The sequence below is a fragment of the Rhizobium sp. J15 genome, from assembly GCF_002531825.1.
Taxonomy (GTDB): domain Bacteria; phylum Pseudomonadota; class Alphaproteobacteria; order Rhizobiales; family Rhizobiaceae; genus Rhizobium.
In genome coordinates this window covers 1-16,211 of record NZ_NWSX01000028.1, presented here as the reverse complement: position 1 = coordinate 16,211, position 16,211 = coordinate 1, and the positions used below count along the sequence as shown (strand labels likewise).

Sequence of the window (16,211 nt, the reverse complement as noted above, 5' to 3'; positions counted from 1 at the left end):
CGGATCGTTCTAAATCAGTACCGGTCTATACGGAACGGGGCCGCATGAACCGACGGCTTCACGCCGCTCACCATATCGCCGATCATCCGCGCTGTCGTTGCGGCATAGGTCAGGCCGAGATGGCCGTGGCCGGTCGCATAGAAGACGCCCGGCATCTTCGAGGAGGGCGAAATAATCGGGATCGTATCGGGCAGCGCCGGGCGATGCCCCATCCATTCCGTCGCCTCCTCCACCTTCAGGCCGGGAAGCGCGCGCTGGGCGTGGCGCACCAGCACCCGCGGACGGCGAAAATCCGGCGCGGCATCGAGACCGGCGAGTTCGACATTGCCGCCGACGCGGATGCCGCCCGCCGTCGGCGTCACCATGAAGGCCCGATGCGGCCAGATCACCGAATAGCGCATGGATATGCCGGGCTTCATGATCTGCGTGTGATAGCCGCGCTCGGTTTCGAGCGGGATCGGCTCGCCAAGCTTTGCGGCCAGGAAACGGGTGTGGACGCCGGCGGCCAGCACCACGGAATCGACTTCGACGCGGCTGCCATCCTCGAGGAGAACGATAACGGTGCCGTCTCCCCTGCGCTCGATGTTCCTGACGGCGCCCGAGAGGAAGGATGCGCCGGCGGCCAACGCCGCGTCGGCGAGCTTCACAACGAGCTTGTAGGGATCGCGGATCGACTTGTTGTCGGGGAGCAGCACGGCCTTGGCGATGAGAGGCGAAAGCGCCGGCTCGTAATATTGGATGGCGCCGTTGCTCAAGACCTCGAATTCGAGACCGTAACGCTGCATCAAGGCGAGATGGGCGCGATCGGCGGCGAACTCCGCCTCCGTCTCGTAGATCGCCAGGCACCCCTCCTCCGTCATCAATTCGGGTGCGCCGATCGCCTGCAGCATTTCCCTGACATCGCCGAGCGCCCGGTGCGACAGGCTCATGCCGGCATCCTCGATCTCGCTCAGACGCGAAGGCCGGCCGGCGGCGAGGAAGCGCAGGAACCAGGGCAGCATCTTTGCCGCATAGGAGGGCCGCAGCCAGACCGGGCCTTCCGGATCGATGAGCCAGCCGGGAAGCTTCTTCCAGGTCGAAGGGCCGGAACCGGCGGCGAAATCGAGCGCGATGCTCGCCATATTGCCGAAAGACGTGCCGCGTCCCGGCTCGCCTTTGTCGATCAGCGTCACCGTGAGGCCGCGCCGCTGTAGCTCGAAAGCGATCGACGCGCCGATCACGCCCGCGCCGACGACGGCCACTCTCTTCTTCGTCTCATCCGCCATGTCATCAACCCACTACACGGCAGACAGAATTGCCGCAGCGACTCTGATATATCACATCGGCGGCGATGCCTAGAGAATTTCCGTTTTCTCCGAAGCACGGAAATTCTCTATCTTTTTGTTTTCACGCAATTCCGAACGCAAAACCGCAGTGCACTTTTGCTGGAATTGCTCTGTGGGATTTTTACTGGCTTTCAGGCAGGCCGGCGCCGACGCTGTCGCCGACCGAACCGACGGTATTGTTCATCGATTGGCCGAGACGTTTGAGTTGGGCATCGTAGTTGCGCCGGGTGCGCGGATCGAAGATGGCGATCGGCGTGCTGACGGCGACGCTGACCGCGCTTCCGGCGGTCTGCGCAGCGCCCATCGCCACGGCGCCGACGGCCTCGCCGAGGCCGACATTGGAATCGGTGATGGTCTGGCCGGCGATCAGCCGGTCGCCGATCAGCTTCACCACTTCGGGGCTTTCGGCGAACTTACCGTGGTTCAGCCGGTCGCCGCCCTTGAGCTTGGTGAGGTCGAGCACGGTGATGCCGGCCGCTTCCAGCTTGCTGCGATAGGGCTCGGCCGAAGGGTCGATCTGGCCGAGGCGATCGATATTGCCGGAGATGCGGCGCGATAGCGCCAGCGCCCGATCGTCCTGCGAGACGAAGATGGTGAAGTGCGGCCGTTCCTTGCCGAGGCTTGCGAACTGGCGGCCGAAGACGTCGACATCGAGATCCGGCGAGGCGAGGATGACATTGTTGATCTTGCCGGCGACGTGACCGTTGCGGATCGCCATCTGCCGGAGCGCCTCGACTGTTAGCCACGTGCCCATCGAATGGGCCATGACGGTGATGTCGCCGACGGCGGGATTGGCGGCGGTGCGGGTCAGCAGTTCCTCCAGCGCGTCGCGCGAGTAATTGGTGCTTTCCTTGTCGTAATTGTAGTCGAAGATGCTGGCGCGCGAAGGCCAGGTAAAGACGACGGGGGCGACGTCGGCATGGGAATCATGGACGATCTGGGCGAAGCGGTAGACGGCATCCTCATAGCGATTGTTGAAGCCGTGTACGAAGACCAGCACGCGCCGGCTTTTCGGCATATGCGTCTTCAGCCAGGTCTCGCCCGCCCGCTCGCCTTCCAGCGGATCGACGGACACTGTGACGAAATCGCGTAAGGGGTCGGCCGGCAGGCGTTTTGGCCATTGCACCTGGCCGACCTTGCGGTTGGCATCCGGCGGGATGGAGACATCGACGGCATTGACGGCAAGCCCGGTGCCGCGTTCGCCGGAAAAGAGCACGGCGGGGTTGTCGTCCGCCGCACGCGTCGTCGCCACGAGCAGATCGACCTTCGACGTGCCCGGCGGCACCGTGCCGGCCGCCTGCATGACACCGACCGGCCTGCCGCCGCAGCCGGCGAGCGCCAGCGTTGCCGCCAGAAGGCCTGCCATGGCTGCATGGGAGACGCGCCATTTGCCGATCATGATCAAACTCCAACCGGTGCGCGCACCGCACAGGCGGCGCCCGTTCAAATAGTCCGACGGCGCCCGTCGAGTCAAACCGCTCAGCCGCGACTGCCCCGGTATCGGACCGCTTCCACGAACAGACCGAAGGCGCGCGACGCCTGGTGACGGTTCGGGTAATAGAGGTGATAGCCCTGTATGACAGGGCACCATTCCTCCAGCACGAGGGCAAGGCGGCCTTCGGCGATATGGGGGGCGGCGAGATCTTCGGGCAGATAGGCAAGACCCAAGCCGTCGACAGCGGCGCTGACAATCGGCACGACGCTGTTGAAGGCCAACTGGCCGCCGACGCGGACATTGATGGCCTGGCCGGCCTTTTCGAATTCCCATGGGAAGAATGAACCGGCTGTCACCGACCGCAGATTGATGCAGGGGAGATCGGTCAGATCCTGGGGCGTCCGAGGTGCCGGCCGCACCGCGAGATAGGCGGGCGCGCCGACGACGACAAATCTGAAATCGGGACCGATCCGCATGGCGATCATATCCTTGCTGACCGCCTCGCCCAGACGCACGCCGACATCCATCCCGTGTTCGACGATGTCGGTGTAGCCGTAATCGATGACGAACTCGACCTCTATGTCAGGATAGAGCGGGAGAAACTCCCGCAGCTTCGGCCTGAAAATAGTTTCGATCACATAATCGTTGCAGGTGACGCGGATCTTTCCCGCCGGACGATCGCGCAAATCTCCGAGACTGGAAAGCTGAATATCGATCTGATCGAACAGCGGCCCGACCGACTGAGCCAAGTGGAGGCCGGCTTCCGTAGCCGCCACATTGCGGGTCGTGCGGGCCAACAAGCGAATGCCCAAACGCTCTTCGAGACCACGGACGGCGTGACTGAGCGCTGATGGCGTGATGCCGAGCTTGGCAGCGGCCTTGGTGAAGCTGCGCTCGCGGGCAACGGCCAGAAACGCTGCGATCTCATTATGCGGGGAAGCCATTTTTGAATTTTCCTCACAGGTTCATGTAGCATAACGGCGCTAATCAGCGAAATCCTTTTGGCCTACATTCCTTCCCGGCACAACGGACGGCGGAGAAGCTCCCAGTTACCGGCCCATCCATCAGGCATAGGAAGAAGAGATGCAGCGTATCGTGCTCCACGAATTCGGCGGTCCCGAGCAGTTGGCCGTCGAGGCGGCCCAGGATCCGAGCCCAGGCCCTGGGGAAGCGCTCGTCGACGTCGAGGCCGCCGGCATCAATTTTCTGGATGTCACCCAACGCGGCGGGACGTCTGGAGTACACATGGTCGAGCTGCCGTTCGTGCCCGGCCTTGAGGGCGTGGGACGCGTGCGGGCATTGGGCGCAGGACTGCAGGACGCACCTCGGGGCCTTTCGATCGGCGCGCGCGTCGCATGGATAAATGTCCGCGGGTCCTATGCAAGCCAGGCAGTGGTGCCTCTGGATCGAGCGATCCTTCTTCCGGAAAGTTTCTCGGTCAGCCAGGGCCTCCTCTTTCAGCCGCTCACCGCGCAATATCTCGTCCACGAATATCGCAAAGTCGAGCCGGGCGACCGCGTCTTGGTTCACGCGGCGGCCGGCGGGCTTGGCCAACTTCTGGTCCAATGGTTCAAACATCTGGGCGCCTGGGTCGTCGGCACCGTGTCGAGCGAACAGAAGGCGGCGGCTGTTCGCAGCCTCGGCGCCGATGCCGTCGTTGTTTATGGCTCTGAATATGACTTCGTCGACGAGATCGTGGCGCTGACCGGCGGCAAGGGTGTCGATCTCGCCTTCGATGGATTGGGCGAGAAAACTCTGGTGAAGACCATCGCGACGCTGGGCCGGGGCGGCACCGTGGTTTCGATCGGCGCCGCGTCGGGGCCGATTCCGCCCATTCATCCGTCCCAGCTCACCGTGAAAGCGCTGCGCCTGGCGGGCGGTTCGGTGTTCAGCTACGTCGCCGACCGCCAAGAGCTGCAACGCCGCGCCTCGCAGGTCATTGCCGCCGTTCAGGCTGGCTGGCTTCGGCTGGATGGCGCGACAGCGTACCCGCTCTCCCAAGCATCCGATGCACACCGCGACATCGAGAACCGGCGTGCGCAGGGCAAGCTCTACCTCGCGCCTTGAGCGGCGGCCGAAACCGAACATCGCCGCCCAATCGATGCGCCGCCCCCACGCCGTGGCAGATCCAATACACGATAGAACCAGCGGAGAACTTGATGGTTAGACGACTTATTTTTGCGGCGACCCTCGCCCTCGCGCCGGCGCTTTCGGCAATCGGCTCCGCGCAAACCTCTATTGCCGCCGAATCCACCACGACAGCTGACGAGCAAGCCATCCGGAAGATCAAGACACGATGGCAGGAACTCATCGCAGCCAAGGACGCGGCCGCCATCGAGCAAATCTATGCCGACGACGCCGTCCTGATGCCGCAGAACGAGCCGGCCGTCGTCGGACGCGAAGCGATCGGCGCGCGCTGGGCTCGTCAGTTCACGTTGCCGGATCTCAATTTCAGTCTCCAATCCGAACAGTTGCTCGTCTCCTCGTCAGCAGATCTCGCCCATGATCGCGGCACATACAGCTTCACCGCGACGCTTCCCCAGGGACCGATCACCGACGTCGGCAAATATGTGATCGTCTGGCGCAAGATCGACGGTGAATGGAGGGTCATCGCCGACATTTTCAACAGCACGCCGGCGGCTGCCGCACAGTGATCAGCCCCATCGGGAGTTCGAGATGAAAATCGCCGTTATCGGAACCGGAATGGTCGGCCGCGCGCTCGCGGGCCGGCTGCTTGAACTTGGTCACGACGTCGTCATCGGGACGCGGGACCCCGGACAGACACTTGCGCGGACCGAGCCGGATTTTTTGGGCAATCCGCCATTCGCCGTATGGCAGGAAACCCATCCCGCCGTGCGCCTGGCGCCGTTTGCCGAGGCCGGCATGCATGGCGAGATCATCGTCAACGCCACTTTGGGCGAAATCTCGCTGCAAGCGTTGGAAGCTGTCGGCGCGGCAAACCTCGCCGGCAAGGTTCTCCTCGATCTCGCGATGCCGCTTGATCTCTCCGAGGGGCTGCCGCCGAAGCTGCTCTACGCCAACACCGACAGCCTCGGCGAACGGATTCAGCGCGCCTTTCCCGATGCCCATGTCGTCAAGACCCTGAACACCGTGTTCACGCAGGTGATGATCGACCCGGCGCGGGTGCCGGGCAAGCACAACATCTTCGTCGCCGGCGACGATGCCGAGGCCAAGGAAACGGCCAAGGGCATCCTGCGCGATTTCGGCTGGCCGGCCGATGTCATCATCGACCTTGGCGGCATCAAGGCGGCGCGCGCCACCGAGATGTACGCCCAGTTCTACTTCGCGCTGGTCGGCGCCCTCGGCGGCAGTTTCGACTTCAACATTGCGGTCGTCCGGGCTTGAGGATCCAACGGACCCTCCCGTTCAATCGTTCGGCGGGGCGGAAGACATCGCGCCCGTCGTATGGCCTTCCAGCTTTCGAGAAGGCCAGGTGACGGTTCCGACTACGCCAGGATGACGCTCGCAAGCAGGGTGCAATGGATTCATTTCGACGGTGAAAAAGAAAAGAGCCTGGCGCGGGAGGAGGTGCGCCAGGCTCTTGATCCTGACTGACAACTGGGAGGAGGAGTGTTGTCAGTCCGATGTAAGAGCGCTGGGAGGAGGAGTGCGCTGCTTACGGAGATATAAGTACCCCATTCATTTGATCGGGAATAGCGAAATTACCGCAATGCAGCAATGCATTACACGCAATGCTTAGGGGCGAAACAGCAGATGACGCCTCATTTTGCGGCATATTTGATCGATTGGTCAAAAAAAATGCCGATAAATGCATCGGCGTGACGGCCGCGCCCGTGGCGCGGCCATTTGGATTTCCGCCTTGGTCGTTACGCGGCCTTGAAGAGCTTTTTGCCTTCGGCGTCCAGCGCCGAAAATTCCTCGTCGGAAAGCGTGATGTCGACGGCCGCGACGTTTTCCTCGAGATGCTTGACCTTGGAGGTCCCGGGGATCGGCAGCATCACCGGGCTGCGCTTCAGCACCCAGGCGAGCGCGATCTGGCTCGGCGCGGCGCCGTACTTCCTGGCGATCGTATCGAGCAGCGAGCCCGGCTTGGCGAGATCGCCGGCGGCCAGCGGATACCAGGGGATGAAACCGATATTGTGCTTGGCGCAGTAGTCGAGCACGTCCTCGCTGGTGCGGTCGACGAGATTGTAGCGGTTCTGGACGGTTGCGACCTTGAAGTGCTTCGAGGCGGCCTCGATATCGGCGACGGAGACTTCGCTCAGACCCGCATGGCGGATGAGACCGGCATCGAGCAGCGATTTGATCGCATCGAACTGCTCCTTGGCCGGAACCTTCGGGTCGATGCGGTGGAGCTGCCAGAGGTCGATTTGCTCGAGCCCCAGATTGCGCAGGCTCTTATGCGCCTGCTGGATCAGATATTCGGGCCGGCCGACCGGCAGCCAGATATCGGGGCCGTGGCGGGTGAGGCCGCCCTTGGTGGCGATGATGGATTTGCCGCCATAGGGATGCAGCGCCTCCTTGATCAGCCACTCCGAAACATCCGGCCCGTAGGAATCGGCCGTATCGATGAAGTTGACGCCGAGATCCGGCAGACGCTTCAGCGTGCGGATGGACTCGTCGTGATCCTCCGGCTTGCCCCAGATACCTTTGCCGGTGACGCGCATGGCGCCGAAACCGAGACGATTGATCTCGATATCGCCGCCGATCTTGAAGGTGCCTGACTTGGCTGCATTATGACTGGACATGGTCGTTCCTCTCCTGGTCAAAAAATCATTCAAAATCGGTAGAACCGTCGGAAGCGGGAAATGCTTTTCGAATTCGAAATTTCGCTTGATCGATGGCGAAGCCCGGCATGGCGATGACCCGCCGATCGAGGTGAGAATGAGAGATGTGGCCGCTGCGACGCCTGAGCATATAGGAAGGCGCCAAGCCCTATAACAGTGACGGGTCTGAAAATTGCCTGCGAGGCGAAACCTCAGGAGCGCCGGCGCGGCGGAAACCGATAACGCCCTCGCCTTGGGCCGGCTGCACCGCGCAAGATCATGCGGATATTCCGGCGGCTTCGGTCAACGCCTGCTCTTCACCTCGTCGCCGAATTCCGCCAGCGTCTTCCAGAGTTCGGCGAAAGTCTCCTTAGCGAAATCCTGCAGAGAGGCTCCCGGCGGGCGCTGCTGCCAGAGCTCGCCGCCGACGCGCATCGCGCCGATGACGATCGCCGCAAGGACACGCATGCGGGGACCCTCAGCCGGATCGTTTCCCTTGCGCCGAAGCAGCGCCTCGGCGAGCTTCTGCTCGAGCTTGGCGTATTTCAGCTGGTCGCGGGCCTTCAGGGCCGGCGTGCGTTGAATGAGCTCATGCAGCGCCATGCCGCTCTCGTCGGCGGAAGCGACAACGGTTGCCATGATCGCAGCCTCCACCGCCTTGACGGAGGGCTCTTCCGCCGGCCTTGCCGCGACCGCGGCCATCAGGCGATCGGCGAAGGAATCCTGCCAGGCGAAAACGACCTCTTCCTTGGATGGGAAATAATCGAAGAAGCTGCGCTTGGAGACATCGGCCGCCTCGGTAATGTCCTCGATCGTCGTCGCTTCGAAGCCGCGCTCCAGAAAGAGGGTCATCGCAGCCTGCTCGATGCGCTCGCGCGTCTGCCGCCGTTTGCGTTCCCGCCTGCCTTCCGTCGATTGCGTCCGCTTGCTCTCAGCCATTCCTGCCCGGCATCATTCTGTTCAGCCGCCCGTCTGGTCGGAAAAGGCGGCGATATCCTCGATCTCGGCTTCGCTGCTACGATATCTGAAGCGCTCGCGCGAGAGTTCCAGCGGTTTGCGGCGCGAAATTCTGTAGACGGAGGCCGGCGGCAGATTCCGCACCGTGCCGCCGATGCGCACCGCCTTCAGGCCGAGGCGATCGAGGATCGGCCGCGGCACCGGGCAGCGCGGGCCATAGGTAAACTGATAGACGGCTCCGCCCGGCCGCATATAGGTGAAGGCGCCGGCAAGGATCGACGCGATCTTGCGCGGCGACATGGAGAGCAGCGGCAGGCCGCTGATCACAGCGCCGACCGGTTCGCCCTCGAAGATATCGGCCTGGGCGAGATGGGCCGCGTCCATCTGCAGGACACGCGCTTCCGGAAAACGAGCCTGCAGCGCCGCGATGAATTCCGGGCCGTACTCGATCAGCGTCAGATCGGCTTCGCTCACGCCGCGCCCCAGAAGCGCGCGGGTGAAAACGCCTGTGCCGGGGCCGAGTTCGATGATCGGCCCATCCAGTGCGGCAATTTCACTCGTCATGATCCTGGCAAGAGAATCGCCCGACGGCGCGATGGCGGCGACGCGAAGAGGATTGCTGATCCAGGAGCGGAAAAAATGCAGGAAATCGGAGCATGCAGTTTTTGCGATCATGATATCCCACCTGTCTGAAATTCGATTGACTATGAATGCGACCATCGCGGCGAGCATGGCAATTCCAAGGCAAACGCCACAATCCCTTCGCGCTCACCTTTCCCACGACTTCGCCCGGGAAGCAATCGATGTATTTTTATATCTATTGCATTTTTGCACTTGACGCAATATTTCTTCGGCGTGCCTTGGAGGCGGCGAATGACCGAGCGGCCCTGCACGGCGTCGACCGGAACACCCACGGGCAGGTTCGAAATAGGGAAAACGCAAATGAGCAGTTGGACCACCGATCAGATACCGGACCAATCCGGCCGTACCGCCGTGATCACCGGCGCCACCAGCGGCATCGGCTATGAGACAGCCAAGGCGCTGGCCGGAGCCGGCGCCCGCGTCATCATCGCCTCGCGCAATGTCGAAAAGGGTGCGGCGGCGCTGGCCGAGATCCGCGCCGCGCATTCAAGGGCGGAGATCAGCTTCGAGCCGCTCGATCTCGCAAGTCTCGCCTCGGTCGCCAACTGCGCCGAGCGCATCGCCGCCGCCGCGCCGCGGATCGATCTCCTGATCAACAATGCCGGCGTCATGGCGATCCCGACGCGATACGTCACGGAAGACGGCTTCGAGATGCAGCTCGGCGCCAATTATTTCGGGCATTTCGCGCTGACCCTGCGGCTGCTGCCGATCCTGCTGGCCGCACCCGCGCCGCGCGTCGTCACCGTCAGCAGCCTTGCACATCGCTCCGGCAGGATCAATTTCGACGACCTGCAGGCGGAACGGCGCTATCGGCCCTGGGTCGCCTATTGCCAATCGAAGCTCGCGACGCTGATGCTGGCGCTGGAGCTCGACGAGCTCGCCCGCCGCCGAGGCTGGAACCTTACGAGCAACGCCGCGCATCCGGGTTTTGCGATGACCGGCCTGCAAAGCACCGGGCCTCGGATGGGCCGCGAAGGCCCCGTCCTCATCCAGCGCCTCAGCGAGCTTTTGGGACCTGTCGCCTTGCAATCGGCGGCGGCAGGCGCGCTTCCGACATTGTTTGCAGCGACCGCCACCGAGGCGGAGGGCGGCGTCATGTACGGTCCGGACGGCTTTTATGAAATGAAAGGCTCGCCGAAACTCGCGAAGATCGCTCCGGCCGGGTGTGAGAGGGCGGTCTGGCGCAGGCTGTGGGATGTTTCGGAACGGCTGACTGGTGTTCGCCTGGACCTTGAATTTCCAGCCCAGGCCGAGCGAAAAAGGCGGTCCTGAGACCGCCTTTCGCGAAGGCCGCTGCGTCCTCAGTAGTTGCAGCCGGAGCTGCTCGTCGGGTTGAAGCCGAGCTTGCAATCCATGTTCAGCGGCTTCTTCGGGTTCATCATGTAAGGCATAGACGAGCCCCTGGTTTCCGAAGCGCGCTGGCCGATCGAACCCGTCGTGCTTCTGTCATGCTGCGTCCTGGTTTCGGCGCGGGCAGCCGGACGCTCGACGGCAGGCTGCTCGACAGCACTCGACTGAAGGGGGGCCGCCCCGGCCGAGAAAGCCGAAAGGCCGAGGATCGCGCCAAAGGCAACAGCCGCCAGGTCGCTCTTGAAGATAGTGGTCATTGTCGTCTCCTTGGGAGGATGTAGCGAATTTACGCCGACGAGTTAGGGAGCGGATCTGTCACATTCCACGGCGCCGCAAGGGAGGTCACAAACATGTGAGCAGCGCTCCGGCGATGAAAAAGGCGGCTCGTCGCCGCCTCTTTCATTTGCCGGCTCAATAGCCGTTATCGCAGGGCATGCTGCCGGGACCGATCGATCCCGAAAACGTAGGGTTGCACATTGGCGCAGGCGCCGGCCTGTTCACCGGCTGACGGATAATGGAGCCCGTGGTGCCGGCCTCGACGCCGAACGCGGCAAGCGGATACCAGTAGCCGTCGGAGCGGCGGCGGGTGCCGGGGTGCTCGGTGCGGAAGCCTTGATAGCCGTGCCAGGTGCCGGCATGTGGCTTGAATTGCACCGTTTTCACATAGGAGACACCAGACGGCCAAGCCGTCTGCGCTGGCGCTGCCTGAGCTGGGGGGATCGACGCAAGAGCGAGAAGCGTGCCAAGCGCGACGGTGGAGGGAACGAGATTGAACATCTTCATGATAAATCCTCCTTCTGGATTTATCCCGGAAAAATGCCCTCCCGCCATCAGGAGTTCCGCGCTCACGCACAGTTTCCAAAACTCGTGATTGCAGGCGATCCGGCGTGATTTCATCGCCCAAAAACGTGAAAAGTCGCGATCGGAAGCAGGAGCTCAAGCAGTGCGGCAAGGAAACGCGAATTCTCTATTCTCAATTCGCGTACAATGTCCGGTAGCCCTGGGCGGAGATGCAGGCCACATATTGCCTGTGGGCGGCGGCGCGCGCGATCGTTTCCGCTTCCAGCGCGTCAGCCTGAGCATAGCCGGTCAGCTGCGCGCGCAGCTCATATTGCCTCTTCGCCTCGCCATACATGGCATTGCCGTCGGTCATGCAAATGCTGTGCGCGACGCCGGGCGGATTGACCGGCACGCCGATGGCCAGGAGCACGGGCTCGTTGGCGCGATCGATGCAGCCAGCAAGAGCCGCCATCATCGCCGCGACGCCCAGAACCCGAAAAATTCTCACCGCCATGCATTCCTCCGGCCGAAAGCGCCTCAAAGATCATCAGGCCTGCGGATACACCAGGAAGGTTGCGCGAAACTAGGCTGCAGGGAACCGCTCATCGCTCCCTGAGTGAACGCTGAGCGATCTTGCCTGCCAAACAGACACTGCGACCCAGAAAAGCAGAAACATGGGGAGTGGAAGCACTGTGCGCAGAGCAAGCCAAAAATCGGTCTGCGCGACCAGCGCCGCAATGCAGCTGATGACCACGATCAGGAACGCGCATCCTGCCAGGGAAAGATAAGCCTGCCCCCATCGAGCCAGCGGCAGCGGCGATCGTCTCTCGAGCAGTACGCTATCTGCATTTCCAACCCGCGCGGCCAGCACCGCGAAGATAATGCCAGCAGGCAGGAACGAGAGCGAGAGTCGAAGCCTCACCAAGAGGTCGGTCTGCACGAGCAGCGAGCTGGCCAGACGAGACAGCCAGTAGGTGATCACGGCGTTAAGCGCCAAAACCAAAACCGAGCGCCACAGCAGGGCGCAGAAGATACGGAGAAAACTGATCATCATTCAATATCGAATTAGCAATATGCAGCGACGGTACAGGTTGCAGCAGCAGATCGCAACCGGCGGCATAGCTCTTGCTCGATCGGGTCATAAAAGCAGCCTTGCGCGCGGAATACCGCGAGAACTTGGAAATCAGACTGGGAAGAGAAATGGCGCACCCGAAGAGAAACGCCGCACGCAGCCGTAAAGCACTGAATATCCTTGATATATCCCCGAGCCGTTCGAAGCTTGTGTACCACACATCGCCAAAAGAGCAATGTTTAAACTTCTCGACCAAAGGCACGCTCTAAGAGATAGCGCTGCTGAAAATGTTCACGAGGATGCCGAGGCCTATCGCGCCAAAGATGATGCTGATGATTGTTCGTCTTCTTCGGTAATCTTGTCCCCCGCGCCCTACGCTAAAAGCAACTGAAGGGGCGATGTAGGGGCCGATCAACCCCACCAGAGGAAAAAAGAACATCACCGCAATCAACACTTTAAATGACACATACTGAGCTAGCCAGGTGAACCAGTTATAGGCGACAAGGTACGACACCGCAATCATCAGGCTGATAACGTTGATCGCAATGTTCGCACTAACGGGCGGCCAAGTGGCTGTGTTGAGCCATCCGTACGGCAGACGGCCGTAGTTGATCTCACTCGTTAAGCTATCTTCGAGCCCGAGTACAAACTGGCGGGTTCCTGTTATTGATATGTATATGGCGCGGCCTCGGTCAGCATCCATCAGCACCTGAGCAAAGCTCTGGTCGTTCGCCGCATTGCGCCCCGTGAAAACTATCCGTTTAAGCGCAAAGTTTGACAACGAGCTATCGGCGAGCATCGCGTTAAGGTCTTGAGATTTGATGGCGCGGGAGTTCCCAAACTCAAATTCAACCTCGACGCCCTCGGGGAACGCCTCAGTAAGATGTCCGTGTATCCTTCTGAGCATGTCCTCTGTGACCACGAACGCCCCCTTCAGGGGTTTAAGCACCTCTAGATGATCGACCATTTGCCCTCTCAGACCCTCACAACAAGCTGCTTCTTGCGATGCCCCTAAGCCCAGCCACGGCAGCACCTTCCTAGTAAAATTTGGGGGTCACATATTTGAGAGGTCACCTACGTGCCAGTTGTCCGGCGATTCCCCCCATGCCGCCCCCCGATGGGACCCGATCAATTGAAGCAGGTCACACCCCTCCCAGCTTTTACCTCAAGGTAGGCTCTGCTCCGCAGTAGTCAGGAAGACGAGCGTCGAGGCCGTCATGTGCAGCATGTAGGCGGCCATATGGTCGGGGACGGCGGTGGGAGTTGCTCCTTGCCCGTGTCCGCTCTGCTTGTTCCGGCCAGTGGGAATGCTGCTTTCCAGTAAGGCACGTAAAGCGCCGAAATGGGTCTGCCAAAAGGGCGGCACGAGGCCTTCGGCATATAGGACATCTATCAACGCCTTGGCTGTGTCTCCCGGCTTGTAGGTCCAGCCCCTCTTGTCGCAGATGGCCTTCATGGTGCTCTCGAAAGCCTTGAGGCAGTCGTTCAGGGCCTCCTTGTTCTTGCCCTCGCGGTAATGCTCATAGGCGCTCAGGAACTCCTGATGCGGGCCAGCGTATTCCTTGGTGTTCAAGAGGCGCAAGGCGGGCTTCACGGCCTCAGCGTGTATCAGCTCCGAGTCTACCCGGACGATTTCCCCATCGATGTATTGATATCCGACCGCATTCTGTTTGAACCTGATGTTGAGGTCGTCAATCGCTTCATCGGCGCGCTCGTTATAGCCCCTGGTATTTGAATAATCGATTGTGCGGGTTAGGCGATCAATAGCTCGGAACGCAAGCTCAATTACATCTAGGCAAGTCTCAGCCTCTGTAGCACCAAGGAAAAAATCTCGCAATTCCGTATACGGGTTCCCTTCTCTGCTTGCTGGTGGCAGACGAAACACGCCAAGTTCCTGCCGTATTGTCGATACGATTAGACGATATGTATGCTCTATTCGGCCACGACTGCTATCTGCGTCCTCCCTACTTCCTAAAGCTTTGTCGAGGATATGAATGATCTGGACGCGCAGCTTCTGCGGTATAACGTCATATCGATAAACATCGGGCTCGGCACCGCTAAGCCGCTGCTGCCTCTTTGAGTATAACTCATACACGGCCATTCGAATCGCCTTTCGGTCGCTGGATTGTGGAACATTCGGCCACATTCGAGCGCTGGCGTCTATCAACGTATATGTCGATTGACAGGACAAACGAATCTGTCGCCTCCCCTTCACAAACTGCCTAACAGTCGTTACACTATTTGGGAATAGATCAACGATGAAGGTCTAGCCCGCCATGTCACGCTCAGCAGCTTCAATCCCCGCCAACATTGCCCCGGCCAAAGGGCAGCCCGAAAGCCAGCCGCGTTACGTCTCGTATCTCCGCGTCTCTACAGCCCGTCAGGGAGCCTCAGGACTCGGGCTCGACGCCCAGCGCGAAGCAGTCGCCGCCTACATCCGAAGCCGCTCAGCGGGCTCCCTTGGCCCCGCAGATCACCTTTGTGAATACGTCGAGGTCGAGAGCGGCAAGGCGAACAATCGGCCCCAGCTTCAGGCGGCGCTCAGGCACGCCAAGCACGCCAAGGCAACGCTCATCATCGCCAAGCTCGACCGCCTCAGCCGCAATGCCGCCTTCTTGCTGGCTCTGCGGGACAGCGGCGCAAAGTTCGTTGCTGCGGATATGCCGGATGCGTGCGACCTAACGATTGGGGTTCTGGCGTTGGTGGCTGAGCATGAGCGGAAGATGATACAGGCCCGCACCAAGGCGGCCCTCGGGGTCAAGCGTGAGGCCTTGGCTCGCGAGCGGGCGCAACTGGAAGCGCTGGGGCAAGAGCCGGTAAGGCGGCTCGAAGACGGCACCACGCGGCCCTTGCGCTTGGGGAACCCGAATGGCGCGGCGTGCCTCAAGGGGATCGGCAACGGGGCGGCAGTGGCGACTGTGAAGGCGGGCGCTCAGGAGCGGGCCGAGGAGTTCCGCGAAGTCCTAAACGATATAGACCCCTCATCAGCAATGTCCGCCCGGAGGCTGGCCGGGGAGTTGAACGCCAGGGGCTTCCGATCACCTCGCGGGGGCCAATGGACAGCTCAAAGTGTGATCCGGCTTAGGGAGCGCTTGGCGTCCGCGTAGGCCGCCATCAGGGCCGCTCCCGGCGGCCAACTGCACAGGGGTCTTAGCGGTAAGATTTTTCGCGAGGCTGCCCATTCCAGGAATGAATTGGCCGGAAATAATTAGCACCCACTATATGAAGAGGAAGCTCCGGGTCAGCCCTTAGGATGCGCAAAGTTGTCCCCGAGGCAAGTCCGCAAATTAGTGCTGACTATATGAAGGGGGCCAGCTTCAGGCCTACCTCTGCCCTCGGGAGCAATCGCGGAAAAGTGGCTCTTTGCGCGGCCTCAGTCTCGCTAAGCCAAACTAGTAGTCCTTACGGGGGAGTTATTCGCTCCTCCGTTTGGATTATCCTTTTGGTTGTGCTGAAAGCTTGCATATCCAAAAAGGATAAATAGGACGGACTATAAGAAGGGGGAGCCTCTAGGTTTACCTATATGGGATTAGACCCTTTCTCACCATAGTCCCTGTGAGGTCTACCTCTAAGTCCCGCCTTGAGCAGCCTAGTAGCCTACCCCATGGACTCCCAAGGGGGACACCTTCGAGGGTCAGGGCGAGGGTATAGGACCATATCCCTGCTAGGCCCCATCGAGCCAACCCCGAGCTACCCCAAGCCCACACTGAAGCCCTACCTCCGAGATATCATCAGTCCTAGGGCTGCTCAGTCACCCACCAGCATCATGCCGAACCCCAATATAGGGGCTACCTCTGGGAGCATGTCGCCCCGGAGCCCCTCTCGGCTCCCTCCTTGGGAGCACACACCCACCGTCACTGAAAGGACGAACCCCATGACCAAACCCTATGCCCCCACCTCTG

The 16,211-nt window shown here is 61.2% G+C and carries 18 protein-coding genes; 5 read left to right on the top strand and 13 right to left on the bottom strand.

Going from position 1 to position 16,211, the window contains the following annotated elements; genetic code table 11:
* Positions 1-14: 14 nt before the first annotated feature.
* The 3 genes from CO670_RS21605 to CO670_RS21595 form a co-directional block, all read right to left on the bottom strand.
* Complete coding sequence (locus CO670_RS21605) at positions 15-1,265, bottom strand: FAD-dependent oxidoreductase (protein ID WP_097592137.1); 1,251 nt, start codon at positions 1,263-1,265, stop codon at positions 15-17.
* Positions 1,266-1,446: 181 nt separating this feature from the next.
* Positions 1,447-2,724 carry an alpha/beta hydrolase gene (locus CO670_RS21600; RefSeq protein WP_097592136.1) on the bottom strand — a complete coding sequence of 426 codons (1,278 nt, stop codon included), beginning with the start codon at positions 2,722-2,724 and terminating at the stop codon, positions 1,447-1,449.
* Positions 2,725-2,804: 80 nt separating this feature from the next.
* The gene (locus CO670_RS21595) at positions 2,805-3,704 is read right to left on the bottom strand and encodes a LysR family transcriptional regulator (protein ID WP_097592135.1); all 900 of its coding nucleotides are present in this window, start codon (positions 3,702-3,704) and stop codon (positions 2,805-2,807) included.
* 139 nt (positions 3,705-3,843) lie between these two features.
* Here CO670_RS21595 and CO670_RS21590 point away from each other — a divergent pair, with 139 nt between their 5' ends.
* The 3 genes from CO670_RS21590 (at position 3,844) to CO670_RS21580 (ending at position 6,126) form a co-directional block, all read left to right on the top strand.
* The gene (locus CO670_RS21590) at positions 3,844-4,827 is read left to right on the top strand and encodes a quinone oxidoreductase (protein WP_097592134.1); all 984 of its coding nucleotides are present in this window, start codon (positions 3,844-3,846) and stop codon (positions 4,825-4,827) included.
* 92 nt (positions 4,828-4,919) lie between these two features.
* Entirely contained in the window at positions 4,920-5,414 is a 495-nt protein-coding gene (locus CO670_RS21585) for a DUF4440 domain-containing protein (protein WP_097592133.1), read from the top strand.
* 22 nt (positions 5,415-5,436) lie between these two features.
* A complete protein-coding gene (locus tag CO670_RS21580; protein WP_097592132.1) occupies positions 5,437-6,126 on the top strand; it encodes an NAD(P)-binding domain-containing protein in 690 nt (229 codons plus the stop codon).
* Between the two features lie 482 nt (positions 6,127-6,608).
* Here the strand turns inward: CO670_RS21580 and CO670_RS21575 are convergent, their stop codons facing one another.
* From CO670_RS21575 to CO670_RS21565, 3 genes are all read right to left on the bottom strand, one after another.
* Positions 6,609-7,490 (bottom strand): aldo/keto reductase, encoded by an 882-nt coding sequence (locus CO670_RS21575; RefSeq protein WP_097592131.1) that lies wholly within the window; start codon positions 7,488-7,490, stop codon positions 6,609-6,611.
* A gap of 321 nt (positions 7,491-7,811) precedes the next feature.
* Positions 7,812-8,447, bottom strand: coding sequence for a TetR family transcriptional regulator (locus tag CO670_RS21570; protein WP_097592130.1), 636 nt, complete (start codon positions 8,445-8,447; stop codon positions 7,812-7,814).
* A 21-nt stretch (positions 8,448-8,468) separates the two neighbouring features.
* Positions 8,469-9,140, bottom strand: a complete 672-nt coding sequence (locus CO670_RS21565; RefSeq protein WP_097592185.1) for a methyltransferase domain-containing protein — start codon at positions 9,138-9,140, stop codon at positions 8,469-8,471.
* 267 nt (positions 9,141-9,407) lie between these two features.
* On the opposite strand from CO670_RS21565, the gene CO670_RS21560 reads away from it, so the two are divergent.
* Positions 9,408-10,379 (top strand): oxidoreductase, encoded by a 972-nt coding sequence (locus CO670_RS21560; RefSeq protein ID WP_097592129.1) that lies wholly within the window; start codon positions 9,408-9,410, stop codon positions 10,377-10,379.
* A 29-nt stretch (positions 10,380-10,408) separates the two neighbouring features.
* On the opposite strand, the gene CO670_RS21555 is transcribed toward CO670_RS21560, so the two are convergent.
* The 7 genes from CO670_RS21555 to CO670_RS21530 form a co-directional block, all read right to left on the bottom strand.
* Complete coding sequence (locus CO670_RS21555) at positions 10,409-10,714, bottom strand: hypothetical protein (RefSeq protein WP_097592128.1); 306 nt, start codon at positions 10,712-10,714, stop codon at positions 10,409-10,411.
* 154 nt (positions 10,715-10,868) lie between these two features.
* Positions 10,869-11,240, bottom strand: a complete 372-nt coding sequence (locus CO670_RS21550; protein WP_097592127.1) for a cell surface protein — start codon at positions 11,238-11,240, stop codon at positions 10,869-10,871.
* 190 nt (positions 11,241-11,430) lie between these two features.
* The gene (locus CO670_RS21545; RefSeq protein ID WP_097592126.1) at positions 11,431-11,751 is read right to left on the bottom strand and encodes a hypothetical protein; all 321 of its coding nucleotides are present in this window, start codon (positions 11,749-11,751) and stop codon (positions 11,431-11,433) included.
* 69 nt (positions 11,752-11,820) lie between these two features.
* On the bottom strand, positions 11,821-12,291 hold the full coding sequence (locus tag CO670_RS21540; protein ID WP_097592125.1) for a hypothetical protein: 471 nt from the start codon (positions 12,289-12,291) through the stop codon (positions 11,821-11,823).
* Positions 12,224-12,565 (bottom strand): hypothetical protein, encoded by a 342-nt coding sequence (locus CO670_RS32620; RefSeq protein WP_141502352.1) that lies wholly within the window; start codon positions 12,563-12,565, stop codon positions 12,224-12,226. The genes CO670_RS21540 and CO670_RS32620 overlap by 68 nt, the downstream gene beginning before the upstream one ends.
* A 9-nt stretch (positions 12,566-12,574) precedes the next feature.
* Entirely contained in the window at positions 12,575-13,276 is a 702-nt protein-coding gene (locus CO670_RS21535) for a hypothetical protein (protein WP_097592124.1), read from the bottom strand.
* Between the two features lie 198 nt (positions 13,277-13,474).
* Positions 13,475-14,410: a hypothetical protein gene (locus CO670_RS21530; protein WP_097592123.1), complete on the bottom strand. Its 936-nt coding sequence runs from the start codon at positions 14,408-14,410 to the stop codon at positions 13,475-13,477.
* A 175-nt stretch (positions 14,411-14,585) separates the two neighbouring features.
* Here CO670_RS21530 and CO670_RS21525 point away from each other — a divergent pair, with 175 nt between their 5' ends.
* Complete coding sequence (locus CO670_RS21525; protein ID WP_097592122.1) at positions 14,586-15,416, top strand: recombinase family protein; 831 nt, start codon at positions 14,586-14,588, stop codon at positions 15,414-15,416.
* Positions 15,417-16,211 lie beyond the last annotated feature (795 nt).